This window comes from Pseudomonas sp. RGB (genome assembly GCF_007713445.1).
Lineage (GTDB): Bacteria > Pseudomonadota > Gammaproteobacteria > Pseudomonadales > Pseudomonadaceae > Aquipseudomonas.
In genome coordinates, this window is record NZ_VMSH01000008.1 from 37636 (window position 1) to 61497 (window position 23862).

Consider the following 23862-nt stretch of genomic DNA (forward strand, 5'->3'; position numbering starts at 1 on the left):
GAGCGGGCTTGCTCGCGAATGCGATGTGTCAGCCTCTGCATGCAGTCACTGACACTCCCGCTTCTCGACAAACCCGTTCGCACAGGTGGCCCTCAGTGTCAGGTAGATAGGCCTCTGCTGCGCGTCAAGCCTGCTCACGGTTGCCAGGTGGTCTTTTCCCCGCTGAGCTTGCGGTCCAGGAAGGTCGCCGCGCTGATCAGCGCCAAATGGCTCAACGCCTGCGGCGTATTGCCCAGGTGATGCGCCTGGCTGTCGAACTCTTCGGCGTACAAGCCCAACGGGTTGGCGTAGCGCAGCAGTTGTTCGAATTCCAGGTGGGCCTTCTCCACTTGCCCGGCGCGCGCCAGGCATTCGACGTACCAGAACGAACACGCGGCGAATGCGCCTTCGGTGCCTTGCAACCCGTCGATCTGGCTGTCGTCGTTGCGGTAGCGGTAGACCATGCCGTCACGCACCAGGCTTTTCTGGATTGCTTCGAGCGTCGACAGCCAGCGTGGGTCGGTCGCCGCGACGAAGCGCACCAGCGGCATCAGCAGCATCGAACCATCCAGCGCAGTACTGCCGATGTGCTGCACGAAGTGCCCGCGCTCTTCATTCCAGAAGTTGCTCCAGATATCCGCGTAAATCGCCTGGCGTGTCTGGTCCCAGCGCGCAAACGGGGCGGGCAGTGAGCGCTTGGAGGCCAACCGGATTGCACGGTCCAGCGCCACCCAGCACATCAGGCGCGAATGCAGGAAGTGATGCTGCTCACCGCGCATTTCCCAGATGCCCACGTCTTGCTGGTTCCAGATTTCGCACACCTGATCGGCCACTTCCACGGTGTGTTTCCAGCCTTCATGGGAAATCGCTTCGCCGTATTTGTTGACCAGATACACCGCATCCATCAGCTCGCCGTAGATATCCAGCTGGACCTGGTCAAACGCTTCATTGCCGATGCGCACGGGTTTGGCGCCGCCGTGGCCGCTGAAGTGATCAAGCGTGGCTTCCGGCAGTTCCTGGCGCCCATCGATACCGTAAAGAATATTGATTTTGGTCGCCTGACCGCAGCAGTCACTGACGCGGCCTTTCAGCCAGCGCATGTAGGCATTGGCCTCTTCGATGAAGCCCAGACGCATGAAGGCGTAGACAGTAAACGAGGCGTCGCGGATCCACGTGTAGCGGTAGTCCCAGTTGCGTTCGCCGCCGGGGGTTTCCGGCAGGCCAAATGTCGCGGCGGCGATGATTGCGCCGTGTTTGCGCGAGGTCAGCAGCTTCAAGGCGAGTGCCGAGCGGTTGACCATTTCGCGCCAGCGCCCACGGTAATTCGACTGCGCGATCCAGCCGCGCCAGAATTTCAAGGTGTGCGCCAGCGCCAGGTCGGTGCAGCCGTTGTTGACGCGGGGGTCATCCTGGCCGCCGAGCACGAACTCAGCGCCTTCTTCCTGGCCCAGGGTGAAGCTGGCCACGGCGGCATCGTCTTCGATCTGCATCGCTTGGCTGCCCGCCAGCCGCAGGCCAGGCAGGCCGTCGGCGGTAAAAGACACGATACCGTCGGCGAGGCTGGCCTGGGTTGGCGTGCGCGCATAGTCATGGCGCACGGCGCAGCGCAGCTGGATGTTTGCGCTGCCGCTGACCACGCGCACGCGCCGAATCAGCAGTGGCAGGTCGTCGATTTCTTCACTGATGACCAGCAGGTCGGTGATTTCCACCACGGCTTCGTCGCTCAGCCAGCGGGTTTGCAGCACGTTGGTATCGGGCAGGTAGATTTGCTCACGCCGTGCGTTTTTCAGTTCGGGTGAAAGTTGAAAAACACCCGCCTCAGGCGTGTCGAGCAGCGAACAGAAGATCGACGGGCTGTCGAATTCCGGCCAGCAGAAAAAGTCGATGCTGCCACGGTCATTCACCAAGGCCGCGCTGCGCATGTCGCCAATAATGCCGTGGGCATCGATGGCGCTTTGGGGTTCGTTCTTGAAATCAACCATTGCCACGAAACTCCGGATAAAGGCTCATGCCACCGTCAATGAACAGGGTGCTGCCGACCACGTAGTCGGACGCGTCGCTGGCCAGCCACACCACCGCGTTGGCCACGTCTTCGACGTCGCCGACGCGGCCATAGGGAATCAACTTCAACAGCTCTTTTTCTGCCGCACCCTCGGTGGCTGCGCGGTTGATCGCCGTACGAATGGCGCCCGGCGCAATGCCATTGATGCGGATGCGTTGTTCGCTGACTTCCTGGGCCAGGGTGCGCATCAGCATCTCCACGCCGCCCTTGGAGGCGGCGTAATTCACATGCCCGGCCCAGGGAATGATCTGGTGCACCGAACTCATGTGGATGATTTTGCCGGCGGCACGCGACACGCCTTCGCGCACGCCCTGGCGATTGAAAATCCGCACGGCGGCGCGGGCACACAGGAACTGGCCGGTCAGGTTGACGCCGATCACGGTGTTCCAATCGTCGAGGGTCATGTCGACCAGGTTGGCGTCTTTTTGCAGGCCGGAGTTGGCCACCAGAATGTCCAGGTGGCCGAAGGCATCGAGGGTCTGGGTGAATAAACGTTCTACGTCGGCTTCCTTGGACACATCGCCACCGATGGCAATCGCCTGGCCGCCGTTGGCGTTGATCTGCGCGGCAAGGGCTTCGGCCGGCGCCGCCTGCGAGTTGTAATTGAGCACCACGGCCGCACCGGCCTCGGCCAATGCCTTGGCGGCGCCTGCACCAATGCCGGAACTGGCGCCGGTGACCAGGGCCACTTGTTGCTGCAACGAGATCTGCATAGCCCACCCACCGTTTTAAGAGAGTCTTTGCAGCTGACTGGCGGCGCGGGGCGGAAGTTCACCGGTTGTCTCAAATGCGACGATGGCTGCTTATCCTGCTCAGGCGTTATCGTTGGAGATGTCGTCAGGTACAGGTTCAGGAAGTGGGGAATGCCGCCGATACGCAGGAACATCAATCAGCGTGTTTTGGGCTCATGCATATTTCGCATATTTGGTTTTCTGGCATTCGTACCCTCAATTCTCCCCAGCAGAGCGTCCCTCAAGACCTTTCAGCGCAGGCGCATTTCGACATGTTGTTCGAAACGAGCCCATTGGAAACGGGGCAGGTAAACGTGTTGCTTGGCGAGAATGGGGCCGGTAAATCGACAATCCTCGACATGCTGAGAGGCCTGCGGTTCCCAGAGATCTTGGCTTCGCTCCCCCGGGAAAATCCTCCCAGGCAGAGTAATCCCGCCTACGGTGTCAAGTTCAGTAATGGCGAGCGCTGGGGTTATCTCTTTTCCTCTGGTGCGGCGGAACATCCCGAAGAAGCATTGCGTTACGCAAGTTGCATACAATTGCTCTTGCCACCGCCTCAGGTTCATGACGGTGGATGGCAATACTCCTCGGATCAAAGAAGGTTGGCGCGTCGAAAGGTGAATGTGTCGGGTCAGCTTTATAAAAATGCACCGTTCAGCCCGTTCCCACGCTTTTTCAGTTGCTCGTGCATCTGCTATCGCGCTAGTGCCCAACCTGAAGAGGCGTTCGATAAGGCATTCGTTGAGGCGTTGAATAGCATCCGCCACCATCTTCTCGGTTTGGCGGTGTTTCCTAGGGCGGAGGAGAGGGGGCAGACGCTGCTCAACGATGTTTCGTTTCATCTGAGCGAGCCCGGGATCATCGGCGTTTGGCTGGATGATGATCATCGAATGTCTAACGAGTTGCAGGGCCACTGGCTACCATCCGGCTGGAAGACGTTCGCCTGGATTGCAAGCTGGCTGAGGACGTGTCCGGAAGGCGCAGTGTGTCTGATCGAAGAACCGGAAACCCATCTGCATCCAACCCTGATGCGTTACTTGATGGAGACGCTGATCCAGATTGCCAGTGAGCGAACACAACAACTATTTATCAGCACGCATTCCGCAGCATTGATCAATGTTGCCGCTACGGAAAAATTGAAGATTTTCCAGAGCCACGGTACCTACATCGATTGCAAGCCAGACCTAAGCGAAATTCTTGACCGGATGGGGTATATGGCTTCCGATATCTTGCAGGCCAATTGCGTAATCTGGGTTGAAGGGCCTTCTGATCGTACCTATTTAAACCATTGGATCAGCGGGCTGGCGCCCTCTCTGCGTGAAGGTATTCATTATTCAATCATGTTTTACGGTGGCCGTTTGCTGAGCCATCTGACCGCAGATGATGATGGCGAGGAAGGGGATGACAACCTTGAGGATCTTATTAGCCTGATTAGATTGAACCGACATTCAGCGATCTTGCTCGACAGTGATAAGAGCGGCGTCGATAAAGCGATCAACGTCACAAAGCAACGCATTGTTAATGCGTTCAGTCACCACCCAAACCGGCATGTATGGGTGACGAAGGGACGTGAGGTGGAAAACTATCTAGATCCCCTGCGACTGGAAAAAATAATCAAAGCAGTCCATCCGTCGGCGGCACGAACAGGGGGAACCAGTATTTGGGCAAACCGTTTGCTCTACAAAAAGCAGCATGCGCAAAAGAGCAAAACAGCCAACAAGGTCAAGGTAGCATCTGCCTACGTTGCTGATCATATACCTGACTACAGCCCTCTCGATTTGCGAGTGCAAGTTGAGCTGCTGTGTCAGTTCATCAAACGTTGGAACTCAGGCATGGTGTAGCCTGATTAGGCGTTGCAAGTAAGGGGTGTGCGGTGGAGCGACGCCGCATCCGGGGAATCACAATCTCGGCGACGCGAAGCAATTGCTCCGCTTAATAGGAAGCATTACTATTCATGCCCCGCCTCCCCAGTGCTCACTCGATGACTCCTCAGCCGCCCCGCAGAACAGGCTTTTTCGAGCACTACGAAGAGTTGATCGGAACCTGGACACGCCGCCTGAGAAACCGTCAGCAGGCCGAGGACCTGGCCCACGACACGTTCGTGCGGGTGCTAGAGTCGCGTTCCAGCGAGGTTGAGCAACCGCGCGCCTATTTGCATCAAACCGCGCGCAACATCGCCGTTGATGCCTATCGCCGCGAAGACCGGCGTGAGGCGCTGGCGCTGGAAGCTTTTGACCAGCGTTCGCCGCACAGCGGCGATCCGGAGCATTTCATGCACGCGATCCAGTTGGCGGACTCCATCGAGCGGGCCCTGGCCGAGTTGCCGCTCAACTGTCGCAAAGTATTTATCTGGCAGAAAATCGAGGGCTTGACCCAACAGGAAATCGCCGTGCGCCTGGGCCTGTCTAAAAACATGGTGGAAAAGTATATGATCCGCACCTTGCGGCATCTGCGTGACCGCCTGGATGCGATGGCCCCATGACCCGCTTTGACACAGGACCTTCCATGATGGATAGCCGCGCTCGCGACGAAGCCGCGCAATGGTTTGTACGCCTGCAAGAGGCCGACTTGAGCTGCGCAGAACGCCAGCGCTTCGACGCCTGGCGCAACGAGCGTCCCGAGCACCAGTACGAATTCGATGTGCTGCAAGGGATGTGGAGCGCCGCGGACCTGCTGCCCAAGGCGTGTTTGCAGGCGTTGTGTGAGGCGCCGGTCGAGCGGCCCCGGCGCCGCGCCGTTGTGCGTTACGCCGTCGCCGCCAGTGTGGTGGCTATTGCCCTGGGCCTCGGGCTGTTCAGCGGGCTGGATCAGCCCACACCCTACAGTGCGCAATTCAGTACGCGCGTGGGTGAGCATCGCCAAGTGGCCTTGCCGGACGGCTCGGTCATGGACCTGAACAGCCGCAGCGTGGTCGCGGTGCACTACGAAAAGGGCCGGCGCGGTGTGGAGATCAAGCAAGGCGAAGCGATGTTCAGCGTCGAGCATGACACCCGTCGCCCGTTCATCGTGGTCGCCGGTGCAGGACAGGTGACGGTCACCGGCACACGGTTCGATGTGCGCCGTGACGACGACCAGACCCGCGTGGTGGTCGAGGCCGGCACCGTCAAGGTACAGGGGCGCTCGACGGATCAGAGGGTCACGCTCACGGCAGGCCGCGGCACGCATGTCGATTCCCAGGGGCAGGTCGCAGCGGCTTACGCGGTGAATGCCGATGAACTGACCGCCTGGCGCAGCGGAAAACTGGTGTTCAACAACGCCACCCTCGGCGAAGTGGCCCGTGAAGTATCGCGCTATCGTGAACAGCCCTTGCGGGTCAGCACGGCGGCGGTGAGCAACCTGCGCTTGACCAGTGTGTTCAACGCCCGCGACACCGACGCCTTGCTCAAAGCCTTGCCGCACATACTGCCGGTCGCCCTGCGCAGCTTGCCCGATGGCAGCCAGGAAATTATTTCCCGCTGAGATTCAGGTTTTTTCCGAGTTCTTCGTCTTCTCCTGCAACTGCAACTGGTTTGCATTAACAGCCGCACACTCTTGCGATCACAGGACTGGGTTCGACGTGAAAAAACTGACCGTCTACAACAATAAAATTTCCCGCTGGGCGCCCCTGGCGCTGGCGCTCGCCGTCAGTGCCGCGCTGCCTGCGGCCTATGCTGGCGACGGCATCCACATCCGCGCCCAGCCTTTGGGCGCAGCGTTGAGCCAGTTGGGCCAGCAGACTTCCCTGCAAGTGTTTTTCAACCCGGACATGGTCGCCGGCAAGCAAGCGCCTGCGGTGGACGGTAACCTCTCGCCCGAACAAGCCCTGCGCCAGTTGCTGCAAGGCAGCGGCCTGGAGTACCAGATCGACGCCGGCTCTGTGACCCTGCGCCCGCGAAGCACCGGCACCGGTGAAGCGGGCTCGCCGTTGGAGCTGGGCGTCACTGACATCAAGGTGGTTGGCGACTGGTTGGGCGATGCGAACGCCGCCGTCGTGCAGAACCACCCTGGCGCGCGCACGGTGGTGCGCCGTGAAGCCATGGTTGAGCAGGGCGCAATGAACGTCGGTGACGTGCTGCGCCGCATCCCTGGCGTGCAGGTGCAGGAATCCAACGGCACCGGTGGCAGTGATATTTCCCTGAACGTCGGTGTTCGTGGCCTCACATCGCGCCTGTCGCCACGCTCCACCGTGTTGATCGACGGCGTACCGGCGGCGTTCGCCCCGTATGGCCAGCCTCAACTGTCGATGGCGCCGATTTCCGCCGGCAACCTGGACAGCATCGACGTGGTGCGCGGCGCCGGTTCCGTGCGTTATGGACCGCAGAACGTCGGCGGTGTGATCAACTTCGTGACCCGTGCCATTCCCGAGACGTTCTCCGGGGAAGTCGGCACCACTTTGCAGACGGCTGAACACGGTGGCTGGAAACACGTCGACAACGCCTTTGTGGGTGGCACCGCCGACAACGGGATTGGCGTCGCGTTGCTCTATACCGGCGTCAACGGCAACGGTTACCGCGACAGCAACAACGCCAATGACATCGACGACGTGATCCTCAAGACTCACTGGGCGCCGACCGATCAAGACGATTTCTCGCTTAATTTCCACTACTACGACGCCAGCGCCGACATGCCCGGCGGCTTGACCCAGAAGCAATTCGACGCCAATCCGTACCAGTCGGTGCGCGACTACGACAACTTCAGCGGCCGCCGCAAGGACGTGTCGTTCAAGTACATCCGGCAGATCGATGACCGTACCCAGGCCGAAGTGCTGACCTACTACACCGACAGCTTCCGTGGCAGCAACATCGCCAACCGTGACCTGAAAACCATCGGCTCCTACCCGCGCACCTACTACACCTTCGGCATCGAGCCGCGTGTGTCGCATGTGTTCGACGTGGGCCCCAGCACTCAGGAAGTCAGTCTCGGCTACCGCTACCTCAAAGAAGGCATGCATGAGCAAGCCAGCAGCCTGAACCTGGTCGACAATGTGCCGACGCCGGGTGGCCAAAACGATGGACATGTTTACCAGGATCGCACCGGCGGCACCGTCGCCAACGCGTTCTATCTCGATAACAAAATCGATATCGGCAAATGGACCGTCACCCCGGGTATCCGCTTCGAAAACATCGAAACCCGCTGGCATGATCGCCCGGTGGTCGCCCTGAACGGCGTGCGCACCGTGGAGAAAAATCGCAAGATTGAGAGCAACGAGCCCTTGCCGGCGTTGAGCGTGATGTACCACATCTCTGATGCCTGGAAGCTGTTCGCCAACTACGAAACCTCGTTCGGCAGCCTGCAGTATGCGCAGATCGGGCAGGGCGGCCGGGTCAACCAGACGGCCGATGGCCTGAACCCGGAAAAAGCCAAGACCTACGAGGTCGGCACGCGCTACAACGACAGCGTGTGGGGCGGCGAAGTGACGTTGTTCTACATCGACTTCTCGGACGAGTTGCAATACGTCAGCAACGACGTGGGCTGGACCAACCTGGGCGCCACCAAGCACCAGGGCATCGAAACATCGGCCCACTACGACCTGTCGAACCTCGACCCGCGCCTGGACGGCCTCACCGCCAGCGCCGGTTTCACCTACACCAAGGCCACCTCTGAAGGCGATGTACCGTTCAAGGGCCGCGACTTGCCGCTGTATTCGCGTGAAGTGGCAACGGCGGGCCTGCGTTACGACATCAATCACTGGACCCATAACCTGGACGTCTATGCCCAGTCCGGGCAACGAGCGCCGGGCACTGGCACCACTTACATCACCCAGGGCACTGCCGATGGCCAGTACGGCGATATTCCTGGTTATGTGTCGGTCAACGTGCGCAGCGGCTATGACTTTGGTGCGCAACTGTCGAACCTGAAACTGGGCGTGGGCGTGAAAAACGTTTTCGACCAACAACATTACACGCGCTCGAGCGACAACAACGCCGGGTTGTACCTTGGCGAACCACGTACCTTCTTCGTACAGGCAAGCGTCGGGTTCTGACCTGCCGTTGACACGAGAAATCGCAGCCCTGGGGCTGCGATTTTTTTCGGCTTTCCTACAGGCAGTTAAGCGACCTGCTGCCGGGTCAGGAACCTATTCCGACAGAGGCGCCACACAGGGGGAAACCTGAACGACTTCGACGTCACGCCGGAGTGGCAGGTTGGTAATCGATCCCCTTGCACTGGAGGCACTTATGTCGGTATCGGCTCTCGATACGTCTGTTTCTGTTTCATCAACCACTGACACGGCGCTGGCTGATTCCAAGCCCGAAGCCAGGGCCAACCGCTCGTTTTCTGTTGCGCCGTCCTACGACAGCCACGGTGCCGGGAACGTCAGTTATAACCTGTCGGTCAATGTTTCCGGGCCGGTGTTTGGCGCTCATCAGCAAGCAGCCCAGGGTCACACTGATCATCATCATTGGGCGCCGGCGATGACTCACTCGGCCTCGCAACAGGGTTTCATGCAGCAGTTTCAACATGCAATGGGCCATTGGTTTGGTCGTCAGCGCCCCGACACGCATGCTCATCACAACGGCGTACCGCCAACGCCTGTGCCGGTTGGGTCGGGTAAACCAGACCTCGTCTACGCCCATAAAAGTAATGACCAACTGGCGCAGTTGCTGCTGAACAACTTCGCTGCGTTCACCGGATCAAGTCACTCCAAAACCCTGAGTGCTCGCACCCTTAAAGACATGGCGGCAAAACAGCTGGGCAGTGATCCCAAAGTGAATGAAAACATTCGCACAGCCAGAGAGGTATTGCGGCGTACCGGCATGATCGACGCCCTTGGCAGTCGAACCGACCTGCACACCCTGGCTAAACTCATTCGTGACGACAACCCCTTCAAATACAAGGATGACAAACAAATAGCCCAGGAAATGCTCAACCATTTCAATCAATTGAAAGATTACGTTGGGCACGAAATCAACATCAAAGACCTTCAGACACTGGGCAAAACCCCCATGACGGGCATCCCTTCGATCGACCATTTAATCCAGCTGAGTAAAGCGTTTACCGGCCGCGGCGATTCGCTGAAGAAAATGGACGCAGACGCGGATGGCCGGATCAACGTGTTTGAAATTCTGGTCGCACTGTCCCGCTGATTGAGTACGCGCGATGCAATCGGCGCGGCGAACGCTTCGTGGCGCTTGCTGCGTTGAATGGGCCCAACGGCTTGGCGCACTCGGTGGTCTTTTCAGAACATGAATCAGGGCCTGGATATGACTTCAACTTCGTTTCAACCCTGCCCAAGGGGTGGCCTCGACACCTTCGCCAAGGGCGCCGACGTTGAGCGCTCAACATCAGTGGCAGGGCAAGAGCTGCCGAATGACGTTCTGCCTGCGGCCCCGCCGAACGGGTACGCGGCAGAAGTGCAGCGCATGAAAGCGTTCGCGGGGCAGTGCAAGTTCCGGGCACCGGTCGCCGATGATTTCGCCCGCGGCATGCTTGCGCCTGGGGAGGCGAGCCGCAACGAAAGCAAATGGTCGGGCGCCTGGGCTGTGTTGATCAATGGCCTGAAAACTGTCTGGCGCGGGAGAACGTCGGGTTGACCCAACGCCTCAGGGTTTTTACATGCTGTTATTGGTATTCAGCCGCTGCCCGGAACTATCGTGCGCAACTCGCCACACATCGGTTGCTTGCTCCTACGCAATTAACCCACTGATCCGGAACACCTCGGTGTTGAATTTCAGGCAAGCGCAGATCAGCAAAAGGTCGGGAGATGACGTATGACAATTGAGGGTGCATTACCGCGCATGCTGCCAACGGCCATGGGCGGCCCGCAGGTTCGCTGGCCTTCGCCGCCGCCTGTGGCACAGCCGTTTTGCGAGGATCAGTCTGTTGCGCAAGACCTGCCGCCGCCGCGGCGGCACGGCTTGCGCGCAACCTTGCCGTCGTTGCGGCACCAGGCGCTGCAGAACGCGCCAGCGGCTCGCGCAGACACCACACTTCCGGGCCCGAGCTTCACCGACAGGCAACTGGCGCTCGAGTTGCGAAAGAACTTTGACGTGTTTGAAAACTACAGCGAGGGGGGCTGTGTGACGCCGTCTTCGCTGCGCCAATTTGCAGCCGAAAAGCGTGAGGGTGAATGACGTGCGCGACCGCATGATCCTGGTGGTCAGGGAAATTCTCAAGCGTCCGCTGCTGAGCGACGCGATCATCGATTGCGACGGCTATATCACCCGCGACAGCCTGGAAGCCGCGTGCGCATTGCGCGGCAACAGTTCACCCAACGCCTTCAGCCAGGACCCTTTCCATGGCCAGGGCAATGCCAGCGTCGTGCAGGCGCTGCAAGGTCACTTCAAACAGTTGAGGGACACGCTAAAGGACCGCACCGTGTTCTTTGAAACCTTTGAGTACGTGGATATTTCGCTGCTCAAAGTGGTGATGAATGACCCCGATGACAGCGACTCACTGGGCAGGCCGATTCTTGAACCCACCACCGGATTGCCCAGAAAGAAATACAGTGAACACTGTGTGTACACGGCAAAAAACATCATCGAGCGCCCAGGTTTATTGCGCGCGTTGCAGCGCGCCAATACCCAGCGCTTGTTTGGCCGCTCCAGGCACGAGGGCTGGCTGTGCAACAAAAGCCTGGAGCGCTGGCTGGAACAGCACCAGATGCACAAGGCCCGGTAGCGTCCAGGCCTTGTGCGGCAGGCGATTTACACCTTGAGAATTTTGCCGCTGATGGCCACGCCGGCCAGCAACATCGCGACCAGCACAAAGGCGATGCTCAAGCTGCTGCCGTGGGCGATAAAGCCGATCATGGCCGGGCCGGCAAGAATGCCGGCATAGCCCAGGGTCGTAATGGCCGGTACCGCGATGTGTTCCGGCATGACTTTTTGCTTGCCGACGGCGGTGTACAGCACCGGCACGATGTTCGAGCAACCGGCGCCCACCAATGCATACCCCAGCAGCGCGGTTTCCCAGGCCGGGAAGAGCGTGGCGAGCAGCATGCCGGCGGTGGCCAGCGAGCCGCCGATGATAATCACACGGGTGGCGCCCAGCCGCCGCACAATGGCATCGCCGGTCAAGCGTCCGGCGGTCATGGTCAAGGCAAATGCCGCATAGCCGAGGCCGGCATAAGCCTCATCCAGGCCGCGCTCGGCGCTGAGGAACACGGCACTCCAATCCAACACCGCGCCTTCAGCCAAAAATACGATGAAACACAGGCAGCCAATAAACAGCACCACCCCGTGAGGCACTGCAAATGCCGGGCCCGAGCTTTCGCTGCCGTAGGGCAACAGATGTGGCCCGGCCTTGAGCAGCGCCACCGCCATGATCACGATCACCACCAGGGTCGCCTGCAACGGCGACAGGCCCAGGCCGAGCAGCCCGGAGACCCCCGCCGCACCGACAATGCCGCCGAGGCTGAACAAGCCGTGAAAGCCCGACATCATGGTTTTGCCGCTGGCGCGCTCAACGATGACGGCTTGCAGGTTGACCGTCGAATCCACGGTGCCCAGGCCGGCGCCAAACAGAAACAGCCCGGCCATCAGCAGCGGGATCGAGCTGACCGTCGCGAGCATCGGCAGGGCCAGGCAGATCATGATCGTGCCGCCCGTCAGCACGCGTCGGCAGCCGTAACGTGAGGCCAGCGCACCGGCCACCGGCATGGCGATGATCGAACCCACTCCCAGGCACAACAGCAGCAAACCCAGCGTGCCCTCGTTGAGTTGCGCGCGTGCCTTGGCATACGGCACCAGCGGCGCCCAGGCGGCGATGCCGAAGCCTGCGATGAAAAAAGCGATACGGGTCGACATTTGTTCCAGTCGCCCGGGAACCACGGGCGCTGGAGTGGGAATGGCAGTCATGAAAAATCCTTGGTTTTGCGTTCAGCGAACGATGTCCGGCGCGACATCCTTGCATATCAGGCGCTCTCGAGCGAGCCGGGTTCCCTGCGGATGACCCGGTCGACAGTTCTGTAATACGCTGCCGCCCACTGTGCAGGCAATTGGACGGACAAGCCGATGAAGATTTTCACGCGGGTGGCAAACTGACCCAGTTCTATGACGCGCGGGGCAATATCTACGCGGTGGTCAGCCCGACCTATCTGCGCAGCCGCGGTATTGATGTGCCCGAGCGTGCTGACTTGGCGGCGCACACTCGCAAAGACTGGGCAACGTCGGCAATCACTTCCGAGTGCGGCTGGGGCGCGTTGCCCCGACCCGCCAATGCGAAGGCGCACCGTTGCGATGGTTTGCTGGTCGGGCCGTTTCAATCCGCGCCGCCGTTCGACCTGCTGATCGTCAATACGGATGGCTCCCTCGCCGAACGCAGCGGCAACGGTCTGACTATTTTTGCGCAGGCGTTGACCGACCAGGGCTTGATGGTTCAAGCGTGTGAATTGCGCGTGCACCATGACCAGCCGGCCACGGCATCGCCTGTTGCAACCCGCGTGGAGCCGGCGTTGTACGAAGAGGTGGCAGGTTTCTGGCTGGCATTGGGGCTACCAATGTTCGGCCCCGACGCAGTGGCTGCTACGGGTGTTGATGCGGTTGCGGTCAGGGAGCGTGAGTTCAGTCACGTGGCCGCGCTGGCTGCAGTCAACCCGCAATGGGCCTGCAGTCAGTTTGTACGTGTGGGCAACCCTCATTGCGTGACGCTCGTCGAGCACGCCAGCGCGTTACCCGACAATCAGTCGATGCAACAGCCGGAACTGTTCGGGTTGTTGCAGGCGATTGCCTTCGCACCGCCGCTTGGGCGTGGTCAACCGTGTCGTGCCGGAATCAATCTGCAATGGGCTGCGCGGTCTTCGGACAATCACGTGATCGCGCGGGTGTTTGAGCGGGGAGAAGGGCCCACCGCGTCCTCGGGGACCAGCGCCAGTGCTGTGGCGTGCGCGGCATGGCGAGCAGGTTGGGTCACGGACGGCGTAGTGGCCGTGGTCATGCCAGGTGGCACAGCGCCCGTACGGTTGCAGAGCCAGGGTGAAACAGTGCTGAGCGTCAGTCTGTTCGGGACCGCAAGGGCTCAAGCCTGATCGTGATAGAGCAGCTGATGGCGTGGGTGAGTGTCAGCTGTTTCTCTATTAGTTAGTTATGCTTGTAAAGTTGGTGTGGGAATTTTCTTGTTGTCTGTAGTTGCGTTATTAATGCGCTGTCATGTTTCGTAAAAGACACTTCCGACCCCTATGTACGAAACTTCTTTTTTGTTTTTGAGCGGCCGCATTTCGCCTGAAATCGCTAAGCTTCACTGCGTTAAGGCGCTTTTTCCCAGCCGTTCGATCAACATCCGACGGGAGAAAGCCTTTCAGTCAACGCTTTGATGATGGGTTACTACGGATGGTGAGTGCGTTAATGTCGTCACGTTTCAAATTGATACTTCCAGAGATTGCCAACGAGTTTCAAGTGCTCGCGTTTAAAGGCAATGAAGTTATTGATCAGCCTTATTTCATTCAACTGCAGCTCGTCAGTGAAAACGCCTCGCTGGACCTTGAGGCGCTGCTCCATCAGCCTGCCTATCTTGACTTCGGCGCGGCGGACGCAGGACTGCACGGGCAAATCCACGCCGTCGGCCGCGATGATCCGGGCGCGCGGCTGACCCGTTATCACCTCACCCTGGCTCCCCGGCTGGCGTGCCTGGCCCACCGGCGTGACCAGCGGATTTTCCAGCAGCGCAGCGTGCCGCAGATCATCGCTGCGGTGCTTGAGCATCACGGCATCCTTGCCGACGCCTATTGCTTCGAACTCGGCCCGGTGGTCTATCCGCCACGCACGTTCTGCGTGCAGTACGCCGAAACCGACCTGCACTTCATTCAGCGCCTGTGTGAGGAAGAGGGCATTCACTACCATTTCCGCCACAGCACCAACAATCACGTGCTGGTGTTTGGTGACGACCAGACGGTGTTTCGGCGCTTGCCTGTGCAGCGCTATTGTCCGGTGCGTGACCACGTCGACGAATCGGGGATGATCCAGGGCTTCGAGGTGCGCCTGGAAACTCGCACTCGGCATACGGCTCGTCGCGATCATGATTTCGAGCACCCGTTGTTGCGCCTGCACGACACGGCAGGCACTGCCTCGGCGCAACCTTTGGAGGATTATCGCTACCCTGGCGGCTTCCGTGACCGTGCACGGGGCAAACAATTGGCGCGTCGTAGCCTGGAACGCCATCAAAGCGACCGTCATCACGCGCTGGGCCGCAGTGATCAAGCTGCCTTGAGCTGCGGCCATTTCCTCGAATTGCGCGATCACCCCGATCCGGCCTGCAACGACCTTTGGTTGATCACGTCAGTGCGTCATGAGGGTTATCAACCGCAGGTACTTGAGGAAGCGCTGGTTGAGACGGACGTATTTCAGGGCTACCGCAACCGGTTCACCGCAACACCCTGGCGCGCGCCTTATCGGCCGCGTCTGAAGCACCCGAAGCCGACCATCAATGGCAGCCAGACCGCCACGGTGACAGGGCCGGCGGGCGAGGAGGTGTACTGCGATGCCTATGGCCGGGTGAAGGTACGGTTTCATTGGGATCGCCTGGAAAACGCCGATGACAAAAGCAGCTGCTGGGTACGGGTAGCGTCCGGTTGGGCGGGGGATGGCTTTGGCGCAATGATGATTCCGCGCGTGGGCATGGAGGTGCTGGTGACCTTCCTGGAGGGCGACCCCGACCGGCCATTGATCAACGGCTGCCTGCCCAATGCGCTGCACATGCCGACCTATCCTTTGCCGCAGCACGGCACCCGCAGTGTCTTGCGCAGCCGCAGTTCGCCAGGCGGCGGTGGAGCCAACGAACTGCACCTTGAAGATCGCCGTGGCGAGGAGCTCATCTACCTGCGCGCCCAGCGTGATCTGGAGCAGCGAGTGGGGCACGACAGCCGCTTGGAGGTCGTCGGAGAGCGCCACGAAATCATCCGGGGACTGAGCACGGCTCACCTGCAAAGCGGCGAGCGTCGTCATATCGAGGGTGATCGCAATGTCGAGCTCAAAGCGCATGATCACCTGGACGTGCAGGGCGACAGTCAGACACGGGTAGGGCGTTTGCTGGTCATTGAAGCCGGGCAACAGATCCATCTCAAGGCAGGCGCCAGCCTGGTCATCGATGCGGGCGCGCAACTGAGCCTCAGGGCCGGGGGCGAGTATGTGCTGGTTCAGGCCGGCGGTATTTTCACCAGCAAACCCATTACCGTCGGCGGCTCGCCACCCCCGAATTCATCCGCGAGCGCCTTTTCAGCAACAGCCAGGCCGAAAATGGCGGTCGCACAAGGCGTCGTCATGGGGTTGGCCCGGCAGTTGGGGGCTGATTTTTGTCCTGTGTGCGAGCAATGCCGCGAAGGCCAGTGCGACATCAAGCGGAGGGCTGCTTGATGCAGAGCATGCCTGGCCGCTGGATGGCCCAACAGCAACAGGCGGGCCGCCGACTGTGTCTGATTCTTGACGGCAACCATGATGCACGCCAGCCGCTGCTGGCGGCCCGTCATCTGTCGCAGTATTGCAGTCTTTACGGTGAGAGCGCCGTGGCCGAACTGGCAGCGGTTGGTCCGGTGATTCTGCTATTGGAGCAGGCAAGTGAGCCCGCGCTGTTCGACCTGCTGCAGCACCCGCAGGCCGACTGGGGGTGGTTGGCAAGCCTGCCCGACGACGACCTGGCCGGTGTGGTCCGACATTGGCGCGAGCGCATGCTGGTAGGGCTCGAGGGTGGCCAGGCGTTGTATCGCTTTCACGACAACCGAACGCTGGCTCGCGTGTTGGCTCATCTGCCGAGTGAGCACTGGCCAGTGTTCCTCGGCCCGCTCATCAGCGTGTGCTACTGGCACGAGGGCCAGTGGCACCACAGCGATAATCCGGCCCCCGGTGAGTATCCGGTGCCAGTTGCGGCACCCTGGCTCAACACCCCCAACCCCCATACGGCGGCCATCCTGCACGCCAATGTCCTGCGCTACCTGCTGACCGAGCACAGCGAAGACCTCGCCGCGCTGGTTGAATTCCAGGACCCTCGAATCTGGTTATCCCAGGTATTGGAACAGGCCCGTGCGTGGCAATGGCGTGAGCCGCAGCAGCTTGAATTCCTGGTAGTGCGCAGGTTGGAGGAGGCAACGCGTACCTGCGTGATTCAGTGGCAGCCACTGCACGCAGAAACGCCTGGAGACCACTTCGGACGAGTGTCCGCGCAGTGGCGCAGGTTGGGAGGCAAGCATGAATAAGCGCCTGCGTGGTGCGTTGGTCGGGCTTGGTGCGGTGTGGCTTTCGGGGTGTGCGGTGGGGCCGGTCAATCACTTTACGTTGGAGGTGGATTTGCCTGCGGAGTTTCGGTTTACGGGGGCGGCTAACTACGGTCCTGCGCGGGACCAGTTGTGCACCTTGCCGCAACGTCGAGGCAAGAGGCCAGAGCGGAAGATCTTTATTGCCGATTACAAACCAGTGGTCGAACGAGTGAGCTATGACCTGCCGCTGACTGAAACCATTGAGGGATGCCCATCGGTGTTGAAGAGCGTGGAGTTCGACATTTATGCGAAATGGGGCGAGCGCGACGCAGATGTCGGTGGAGATTCAGCCGCTATCTATTTCGCAGATCCTGTCGAATCTGAGCTCGTAGCAGGGATGCCCGACTCAGGTGTGCAGGAGCTGGCCGGTCAATGCAGGTGGTTTTTTCGCACGGTAGGGCCCTTGCATGCAATCAGGAAAATTCTGGAGTGCAAAGCGTTGGACGCAGGAGGGCAGCGGCAGAAAGTGCGAGCGGGCGGTGTCGTGCAACGAGAGCTGTTACCTGGGAAAAAACTCAGGCTGGTACTGGCGCTTACGGATCAGGAAGAACCGGCTTTTGACCGGCGGTGGGTAGCTGTACCGGGAGGTTGGAAACGCTGCAGGGGGAAAAGCTTTGATGATCAGCAGGGCGCTTGCGAGCCCAATAACACGGACTTCAAACCTATAAAGATGCCGGATGGACGCACCTGTGATGTCTATCCCACGTGTGATTGACAAGGAGTCGAGTCATGAATCAAGAGGCGCGGAAGCAAGCTTTTTTCAGCAGCAACATGCCTGCGTGTGCATTGAAAGGGCATTGGGCAAGCTTTTGTCTGGTTGATGAAACGGGCAGCGGGAAGGCTTACGGCGGGCTTGCTTACACTGTCTATGACAGTACAGGCCACTCGTACAATGGCAGGCTGACTGGGGAGGGGTTTGCCAAGCTACAAGGGTTTTACTGCGGTCCCGTCGTGCTTATTCTGGAAGGGCTGTACGCTGGAAATGAGCAGCCGTATTTTGAATTGAGTACGCGCAAGACTTACAGATTACCCATCACCGAACTCCAGGTTCGGGCCGAACAAACCCGCTTTTGCACTGCTGACGGCCAGCGTATAGAGGCAAATCCTGCACAGCGCAAAGCGGACCGGTTTTATCAGGTAGAGGTGCGCGACCTGGTCCGGCATGTTGCTCACTTGCCGCCGTTGGCGCCCCGTACTTACCCACCACAACGCCATGCGTTAAGAATGATGGCTGAGTTGGGCTTCGGTCCGCCTCAGCCGACTTTGTCAGGCGTGGTGTTGTTCCCCAACCTGCATACGGTGCTGGAAGTACGACCTTTGCGAGCCCTGCGCCCGATGCTATCCACAGAGGATCGCTTCTGTGCCTTGAACCTCTACCAGTTGGCGTTGATGGCTACCTTGAGTTACTGCGATTTCGGCCAGCAGCCTCCAACGAATCCGGTGGATCAAGTCAGCTTTCCTCTGGATCCCGGCATAGGGAATCTGTTCGTCGAAAAGCTTTCGGCCTACCAGGAAGCCTGGAATTTAGATCGCGAGCAGGCGCAGCGCTTTTATCCGCTTTATGAGGAAGTCCCATACTCCCAGCGTTTTGAGATTGTGCCCTTCGACCCTGACGTGTACCCACAGAACCGCTCTGAGCTTGGAGCAAAACAGCAGCATCCTGCTCGGGTGCATTTTTTTAACGATGAGCAGTTCGGAACGGACACTCAGGCGTTCATCACTCATCACGCTGAGGTCATCCTGATCGCTGTGCGAGGCACCGCCAGCGGCGCCGATGCACTGCGAGACGCGGACGCCCACCAGGTGCCGTTTTCTGACGGGGTGGGCAGAGCCCATAAGGGCTTCTACCAGGCGTATCGGGCGATGCGCGATTTTATTTTGCGATACCTCGAGCAGTTTCACAGCGGCCAACGCATCGTAATCTGCGGCCACAGCCTCGGCGGCGCCATCGCCTTGCTCCTGGCAGAAGGATTGCGACGAGTCCCCGACACTCGCTACAACATTCTCCTCTACACCTATGGCGCACCCCGCGCCGCCGACGCCGAGTTCACCGAAGGCGCGTCAGCCCTGGTCCACCATCGCATCGTCAACCACAACGACCCGGTGCCCAGCGTGCCGGCCACATGGATGAACACCACCGCAAAACTCTGGGTTCCAGGCGCGGTGGCATTGTTCAGCGCACCCGGTCCGGGTGGGCTTCTGTTTGCCGCCGGCCTGGTGCGTGTGGGTGGCAATCCTTACCAGCATCACGGTGAACAGCAGCACTTCATGCCGATCAAGCTGGCCGATGGCACGCATTCTTCGGTGTTATGGAAGCCCGGTTGCGAGTCCATCCTGCAGGCCGGTTGTAACCGTGCGTTGCAGCTTCAGGGCGATATGCCCAACCGCGCCAACGTGCTGAAACAACTGTTTCAGGCCAGCCAGCACTTCATGACGGCCAGCTACATCCCTGCGGCCTGGGCCACGTTGCGTCGCTGGCAACAAACCGTGGATAGCCAAAGGCCTCTGGTCACGCACAGAGAGTTTGAGTTGCTCGACCATGCGCTTGAGAGCATGACTGCGCAGTTACGCGATAAGAACCGTGAGCTTGACCGTCGCCGCCCCACAAACCAGCGTGGCTATGGGCACGAACATAGCCAGGCGTTGAACGCAGAAATTGACCGGTTGCGCACCAGTCGCCAGCGGTTGGAGTCTCTGCGCTGGCGGCGCCTGGACGCGCGCGACGTGTATGGCAGTCACGCCAATCGCGCGCACCTGCAACCCAGCCTGAAGCGTTGGTTCAGCCACCGTGAAAACCGTGAGTTGGCGCAAGTTGCCAGTATTCCTGCGCCGATTCATGACGGTTCAGGCAAGGTGCATCCGCTCGACCTCGACTCCATTGTGTAGCCACGCCGTTTACAAAAACTCCACCTGCGCCGGTTGCCGTTTCATCAGCACTTTGCCATTGCGGATTGAGTACAGCGGCAGGCCCTGGCTGCGAATAACTTCGTAGTCGCTGTTTGCCGACAAGATCAGCAAGTTGGCCGGGCGCCCGGGCTCCAGGCCATAACGTTCGCCCAGGGCCATGGCCTTGGCGCTGTTGTCGGTGACCAGGTCCAGGGCACTTTGCAGATTGCGGTAGCCGAGCATATGGCAAATGTGCAAACCGGCTTCCAGGACCCGCAGGATGTTGCCGTTGCCCAGGGGGTACCAGGGGTCGACGATCGAGTCCTGGCCAAAGCACACGTTCATGCCGGCTTCGAGCAGTTCGTTGACGCGGGTCACGCCGCGGCGTTTCGGGAAGCTGTCGAAGCGGCCTTGCAGGTGAATGCTTTCGGTGGGGCAGGACACAAAGCTGATGCCTGAGTGTCCCAGCAGGCGAAACAGTTTGGCGCAATACGCATTGTCATAGGAGCCCATCGCCGTGGTGTGGCTGGCGGTAACGCGTGCACCCATGTCGCGGCTGCGGGCTTCTTCGGCCAGCACTTCGAGAAAGCGCGAGTGAGGGTCATCGGTTTCGTCGCAGTGCACGTCCACCAGGCAACCCGTGCGTTCGGCCAGGTCCATGAGGAATTTCACCGAGCTCACGCCTTGGTCGCGGGTGTATTCAAAGTGGGGAATGCCGCCGACCACGTCGGCGCCCAGGCGAATGGCTTCCTCCATCAACTCGCGGCCATTGCGGTAGGACTCGATGCCTTCCTGGGGGAAGGCGACGATTTGCAGGTCGATCAGGTGCGAGCTGTCTTCGCGCACCTCAAGCATGGCTTTGAGTGCCGTGAGTTCGGGGTCAGTGACATCGACGTGGGTGCGGACATGCTGAATGCCGTGGGCGGCCAGAGTCTGGATGGTTTTCTTGGCGCGAGTCTTGGTGTCTTCCTGGGTGATCGTGGCTTTACGCTCGCCCCAGCACTCGATGCCTTCGAACAGCGTGCCGCTCATGTTCCAGCGCGGTTCACCAGCCGTAAGGGTGGCGTCGAGGTGAATGTGCGGTTCAACAAAAGGCGGTATGACCAGGTTGCCGGCGGCGTCCAAATCGCCGGCGCCTAAAGCAGGTGCCTCGGTTTGCGAAGTGATGCTGGCGATCCGGCCGTGTTCCAGGTGCAGATCATGCAGGCCTTCACGGTTGCGCAGGCGGGCGTTGATGATATGCATGGGCAAGTTCCTCTTGGCTAAAGACAATCAGGCAGTCAGCCGCCAGATCATCAGGGCAATTCCGATGTCCAGGCGGTCATATGAGTTGCCCAGCGTCAGCCCGCTCAGGGCTTCGATACGCTGGACGCGGTGCGTCACCGTGTTGCGGTGCAGGGCCAGGCGCTGCGCGGCGGCCACAAGGTTACCATTCTCGTGAAACCAGGCTTCCAGGGTCGGCATCAGGCAGGGGCCATGGTGGCGGTCGTGGCGCAACAACGGGCCCAGGCGTTCATTGAGAAACTGGTCGAGCAGGGCGCGATCACGCACGCCACTGAGCAGTTTCAACACGCCCAGTTCGTCATACACACAAAGCCCGGCGCGGTCGCTGAAACGCCGCGCCGCCGCCAATGCCTGACGTGCTTCATCCTGCGCCTGAGCCAGGCGCGCGGGTGGGTGTGCCGCGGCGCTGAGGCCGATAAACAGTTTCAAAGGGCCCAGCCGCAGGTTCAAGGGGTTAAGCCAGGCAGCCAATTGTTGGCGATTGGCCAACGCTTGCACGGCATCGGTGGCCGGCAGCAGCAATGTCCAGTGCCCAGCCCTGCCCACTATCGGCAACGCTGCATGATGCTGCGCCGAGAACTGGCGCAATCGACGGGCGATACCGTCGTGCTGCCGGGCCAACTGCGCTTCTGCCTGCGCAGTATCACCCTGGGCAAATAATGCCTCGCCACCCTCCAGTTGCAACTGGACAATCTGCCAATGCCCGGCCAGCGACATGCCCAGTTGCGCGGCCCGATGCAGTAACACCTCAAGGGACTGATAATCACCGGCGAGCAAGCGTTCCAGCACGTCGTGTCGCGAGCGGCCCAGTTGCTCGGACTGGATCAGCGCCGAACCAATCGCTTGGGTCACCAGCACCATTTTCAGCGAGTAAGGCTGCTCGATCAGCGGCATGCCGGCCGTTTCGGCGGCGTCCAACAGGCGCTGGGGGATCGCCTGGATATAGGCCGGCCCTGTGAGGATCACCAGGCCGGCAACCTGACGCTGGCACGCTTCCTCCAGCAAGCGCAGGAGGTTGGGTTCCTCGCGTGGGTGATTGATGCCGGTGACGAACACCAGCTCGCCGCCCAGCACCCACTCGGCAATCCCGCTGTTTTCCGCGACATACGGCCAGCGCACCGCGTTATCCAGGCCGCTGTCACCTGCGCGCAGGCGCATCGATTCAAGGCCGGGCAGGGCCAGTACATCGGCAACGGTAAGGCTCATGCCGGGGCATCAGCCAGTGGCGCACGCACACGCAGCACGGCGGTCAGCACGATGTAGGTCAGCGACGCGGCGACAATCCCCACCAGTGGCGCCACCCAGGGCGAATGGAACGCCAGCACCGTGCCCACCGCGTACGCCACCAGCCCAGGCCAATTGAATGCCGGCAGTCGCGTCTCGGCCAGACGCGGGTACTGGCCACGATAGCGGTAAAAGAAGTCTGCCATTATCACGCCGCCAATCGGTGGGATCACCGTGCCCAGCAAAATCAGGTAGGGCACCAGCATGTCGTACATGCCGAGCAGCGCCAGCAGGGTGCCGATGACCGCCCCGGCCAGGGTTACGGTCTTGCGGCGGCGGGTCCGCAGCAAGTTGCAGCCGGCGACGGCAAAGTTGTAAATGGTGTTGTCCTGAGTGCTCCAGATATTGAGCAGCAACATGGCCATGGCCGCCATGGCGAAGCCTTGCAGCAACAACACTTCCACCACGTCTGGCTGCTGGTAGACGATGGCGCCATAGGCTCCGATCAGGACCATCAAACCATTGCCGATAAAAAAACCGATCAGGCTGGCCAGCACCGCGACCTTGGCCGAACGGGAAAACCGCGTCCAGTTGGTGGCCTGGGTCGCGCCGCTGACAAAGGTGCCGAACACCAGCGTGATCGCGGTGGACAAATCCAGCTCGCCCGTCGGCACGACTGCCAGCAGGCCGTCCAGCCCGCCGACTTTTACCGTGGCGACCCACATCGACAGAAACAGCAAGATGCCCATGGCCGGCACCGCGATGTAGGACAGCACCTCCAGCCCGCGATATCCCACGTACGCCGTGGCGCAGAACACCATGCCGAACAGCACCATCAGGCCCAATACGCTGCCCTGGCTCAGCTCGAAATACTTGCCCAACACCACGGCGGCGGTGGCCGTGCCCCAGGCGTACCAGCCGATCTGGGTGAAGCCGAGGATCAAGTCGCTGAGCTTGCTGCCGACCTCGCCAAAGCAGAAGCGGCCCATTAACACTGAATTCAAGCCACTCTTGAACGCGATGTAACCCAGGCCCGCGGCGTAAATGCCCAGCAACAGGTTACCCAGGGCCACAACGCCAAGCATGTCGGTAAAACTGAAGGCTACGCCCAGCTTGCCGCCGGCAAACATGGTCGCGGTGAAAAACGTGAATCCCAGCAGCACCATGGCGGTGGACGCCAGGCCCTTGCGCGCATGCATGGGCACTTCGCTGAGGGGGTAATCGTTGCCTGGTTCTTGCTGAGTCATGGCCCTGCTCCCTGAATGAGTGACGCAGGCCTGTTGCACCGCGCGTGCCAAATCAGCAGAAGTGACAGGCGCACGGAAGATGCTGTGCACCGTGCACAGTATTTATAGCCATATTGCGGAGAATCGCAGGGAACAGTGGTCTTTGTGCCCAGTCAGGCACGAAAGCGGTGCAGCGGTGATACAAATTGGATCAGCATCTTGCGCCGTGGCTTGGTCGTGGACACGCGGCGCGAGCCATGCGCTATGGCGCGACGGTTTCCAAGCTCGCAAGCCCGTGTGTGCGGCCAA

Annotated in this window: 19 protein-coding genes; 13 read left to right on the forward strand and 6 right to left on the reverse strand. The window is 60.3% G+C overall.

What is annotated here, in order from left to right; translation table 11 throughout:
* Window positions 1-134: 134 nt before the first annotated feature.
* Together FPT15_RS17915 and FPT15_RS17920 are read right to left on the reverse strand one after the other, a co-directional pair.
* The gene (locus FPT15_RS17915) at window positions 135-1961 is read right to left on the reverse strand and encodes a glycoside hydrolase family 15 protein (protein WP_145163313.1); all 1827 of its coding nucleotides are present in this window, start codon (window positions 1959-1961) and stop codon (window positions 135-137) included.
* On the reverse strand, window positions 1954-2754 hold the full coding sequence (locus tag FPT15_RS17920) for a glucose 1-dehydrogenase (RefSeq protein WP_145163315.1): 801 nt from the start codon (window positions 2752-2754) through the stop codon (window positions 1954-1956). The genes FPT15_RS17915 and FPT15_RS17920 overlap by 8 nt, the downstream gene beginning before the upstream one ends.
* A gap of 143 nt (window positions 2755-2897) precedes the next feature.
* Here FPT15_RS17920 and FPT15_RS17925 point away from each other — a divergent pair, with 143 nt between their 5' ends.
* From FPT15_RS17925 to FPT15_RS17960, 8 genes are all read left to right on the forward strand, one after another.
* Window positions 2898-4613, forward strand: coding sequence for an ATP-dependent endonuclease (locus FPT15_RS17925; protein ID WP_178119713.1), 1716 nt, complete (start codon window positions 2898-2900; stop codon window positions 4611-4613).
* 140 nt (window positions 4614-4753) lie between these two features.
* On the forward strand, window positions 4754-5254 hold the full coding sequence (locus FPT15_RS17930; protein WP_145163659.1) for a sigma-70 family RNA polymerase sigma factor: 501 nt from the start codon (window positions 4754-4756) through the stop codon (window positions 5252-5254).
* Between the two features lie 23 nt (window positions 5255-5277).
* Complete coding sequence (locus FPT15_RS17935; RefSeq protein ID WP_145163320.1) at window positions 5278-6231, forward strand: FecR family protein; 954 nt, start codon at window positions 5278-5280, stop codon at window positions 6229-6231.
* Between the two features lie 97 nt (window positions 6232-6328).
* Entirely contained in the window at window positions 6329-8734 is a 2406-nt protein-coding gene (locus FPT15_RS17940) for a TonB-dependent receptor (protein WP_145163322.1), read from the forward strand.
* 193 nt (window positions 8735-8927) lie between these two features.
* On the forward strand, window positions 8928-9836 hold the full coding sequence (locus FPT15_RS17945; protein ID WP_145163324.1) for a hypothetical protein: 909 nt from the start codon (window positions 8928-8930) through the stop codon (window positions 9834-9836).
* A gap of 99 nt (window positions 9837-9935) precedes the next feature.
* On the forward strand, window positions 9936-10283 hold the full coding sequence (locus FPT15_RS30085) for a type III secretion protein (RefSeq protein ID WP_256676490.1): 348 nt from the start codon (window positions 9936-9938) through the stop codon (window positions 10281-10283).
* A gap of 204 nt (window positions 10284-10487) precedes the next feature.
* Complete coding sequence (locus FPT15_RS17955) at window positions 10488-10823, forward strand: hypothetical protein (protein ID WP_145163326.1); 336 nt, start codon at window positions 10488-10490, stop codon at window positions 10821-10823.
* Window position 10824: 1 nt separating this feature from the next.
* Window positions 10825-11370 (forward strand): type III secretion effector protein, encoded by a 546-nt coding sequence (locus FPT15_RS17960; RefSeq protein WP_145163661.1) that lies wholly within the window; start codon window positions 10825-10827, stop codon window positions 11368-11370.
* A 26-nt stretch (window positions 11371-11396) separates the two neighbouring features.
* Here FPT15_RS17960 and FPT15_RS17965 read toward each other — a convergent pair whose 3' ends face one another.
* Window positions 11397-12548, reverse strand: coding sequence for an MFS transporter (locus FPT15_RS17965; RefSeq protein WP_145163328.1), 1152 nt, complete (start codon window positions 12546-12548; stop codon window positions 11397-11399).
* A 182-nt stretch (window positions 12549-12730) separates the two neighbouring features.
* Between FPT15_RS17965 and FPT15_RS17970 the strand changes: the two genes are divergently transcribed.
* The 5 genes from FPT15_RS17970 (at window position 12731) to FPT15_RS17990 (ending at window position 19819) form a co-directional block, all read left to right on the forward strand.
* The gene (locus FPT15_RS17970; RefSeq protein ID WP_145163663.1) at window positions 12731-13717 is read left to right on the forward strand and encodes a diaminopimelate epimerase; all 987 of its coding nucleotides are present in this window, start codon (window positions 12731-12733) and stop codon (window positions 13715-13717) included.
* A 301-nt stretch (window positions 13718-14018) separates the two neighbouring features.
* Window positions 14019-16037, forward strand: coding sequence for a type VI secretion system tip protein VgrG (locus FPT15_RS17975; protein ID WP_145163330.1), 2019 nt, complete (start codon window positions 14019-14021; stop codon window positions 16035-16037).
* Window positions 16037-16873 (forward strand): DUF4123 domain-containing protein, encoded by an 837-nt coding sequence (locus FPT15_RS17980; protein ID WP_145163332.1) that lies wholly within the window; start codon window positions 16037-16039, stop codon window positions 16871-16873. Before FPT15_RS17975 ends, FPT15_RS17980 begins: the two co-directional genes overlap by 1 nt.
* The gene (locus FPT15_RS17985) at window positions 16866-17648 is read left to right on the forward strand and encodes a hypothetical protein (protein WP_145163334.1); all 783 of its coding nucleotides are present in this window, start codon (window positions 16866-16868) and stop codon (window positions 17646-17648) included. The genes FPT15_RS17980 and FPT15_RS17985 overlap by 8 nt, the downstream gene beginning before the upstream one ends.
* A gap of 14 nt (window positions 17649-17662) precedes the next feature.
* Window positions 17663-19819 carry a lipase family protein gene (locus FPT15_RS17990; protein ID WP_145163336.1) on the forward strand — a complete coding sequence of 719 codons (2157 nt, stop codon included), beginning with the start codon at window positions 17663-17665 and terminating at the stop codon, window positions 19817-19819.
* Window positions 19820-19828: 9 nt separating this feature from the next.
* Here the strand turns inward: FPT15_RS17990 and codA are convergent, their stop codons facing one another.
* Genes codA through codB form a run of 3 tightly spaced genes read right to left on the reverse strand, consistent with a single transcriptional unit; the run spans window position 19829 to window position 23574 of the window.
* Complete coding sequence (gene codA / locus FPT15_RS17995) at window positions 19829-21064, reverse strand: cytosine deaminase (protein WP_145163338.1); 1236 nt, start codon at window positions 21062-21064, stop codon at window positions 19829-19831.
* A 27-nt stretch (window positions 21065-21091) separates the two neighbouring features.
* Window positions 21092-22309 carry a PucR family transcriptional regulator ligand-binding domain-containing protein gene (locus FPT15_RS18000; protein WP_145163340.1) on the reverse strand — a complete coding sequence of 406 codons (1218 nt, stop codon included), beginning with the start codon at window positions 22307-22309 and terminating at the stop codon, window positions 21092-21094.
* A complete protein-coding gene (codB, locus tag FPT15_RS18005) occupies window positions 22306-23574 on the reverse strand; it encodes a cytosine permease (RefSeq protein ID WP_145163342.1) in 1269 nt (422 codons plus the stop codon). The genes FPT15_RS18000 and codB overlap by 4 nt, the downstream gene beginning before the upstream one ends.
* Between the last annotated feature and the right edge of the window lie 288 nt (window positions 23575-23862).

Excerpts from the sequence above, each read along its gene's own strand:
- FPT15_RS17915 (WP_145163313.1), bottom strand. The coding sequence starts at position 1,961 with ATGGTTGATTTCAAGAACGAACCCCAAAGCGCCATCGATGCCCACGGC.
- FPT15_RS17920 (WP_145163315.1), bottom strand. The coding sequence starts at position 2,754 with ATGCAGATCTCGTTGCAGCAACAAGTGGCCCTGGTCACCGGCGCCAGT.
- FPT15_RS17930 (WP_145163659.1), top strand. The coding sequence starts at position 4,754 with ATGACTCCTCAGCCGCCCCGCAGAACAGGCTTTTTCGAGCACTACGAA.
- FPT15_RS17935 (WP_145163320.1), top strand. The coding sequence starts at position 5,278 with ATGATGGATAGCCGCGCTCGCGACGAAGCCGCGCAATGGTTTGTACGC.
- FPT15_RS17945 (WP_145163324.1), top strand. The coding sequence starts at position 8,928 with ATGTCGGTATCGGCTCTCGATACGTCTGTTTCTGTTTCATCAACCACT.
- FPT15_RS30085 (WP_256676490.1), top strand. The coding sequence starts at position 9,936 with ATGAATCAGGGCCTGGATATGACTTCAACTTCGTTTCAACCCTGCCCA.
- FPT15_RS17955 (WP_145163326.1), top strand. The coding sequence starts at position 10,488 with ATGCTGCCAACGGCCATGGGCGGCCCGCAGGTTCGCTGGCCTTCGCCG.
- FPT15_RS17965 (WP_145163328.1), bottom strand. The coding sequence starts at position 12,548 with ATGACTGCCATTCCCACTCCAGCGCCCGTGGTTCCCGGGCGACTGGAA.
- FPT15_RS17975 (WP_145163330.1), top strand. The coding sequence starts at position 14,019 with ATGGTGAGTGCGTTAATGTCGTCACGTTTCAAATTGATACTTCCAGAG.
- FPT15_RS17980 (WP_145163332.1), top strand. The coding sequence starts at position 16,037 with ATGCAGAGCATGCCTGGCCGCTGGATGGCCCAACAGCAACAGGCGGGC.
- FPT15_RS17985 (WP_145163334.1), top strand. The coding sequence starts at position 16,866 with ATGAATAAGCGCCTGCGTGGTGCGTTGGTCGGGCTTGGTGCGGTGTGG.
- FPT15_RS17990 (WP_145163336.1), top strand. The coding sequence starts at position 17,663 with ATGAATCAAGAGGCGCGGAAGCAAGCTTTTTTCAGCAGCAACATGCCT.
- codA (WP_145163338.1), bottom strand. The coding sequence starts at position 21,064 with ATGCATATCATCAACGCCCGCCTGCGCAACCGTGAAGGCCTGCATGAT.
- FPT15_RS18000 (WP_145163340.1), bottom strand. The coding sequence starts at position 22,309 with ATGAGCCTTACCGTTGCCGATGTACTGGCCCTGCCCGGCCTTGAATCG.
- codB (WP_145163342.1), bottom strand. The coding sequence starts at position 23,574 with ATGACTCAGCAAGAACCAGGCAACGATTACCCCCTCAGCGAAGTGCCC.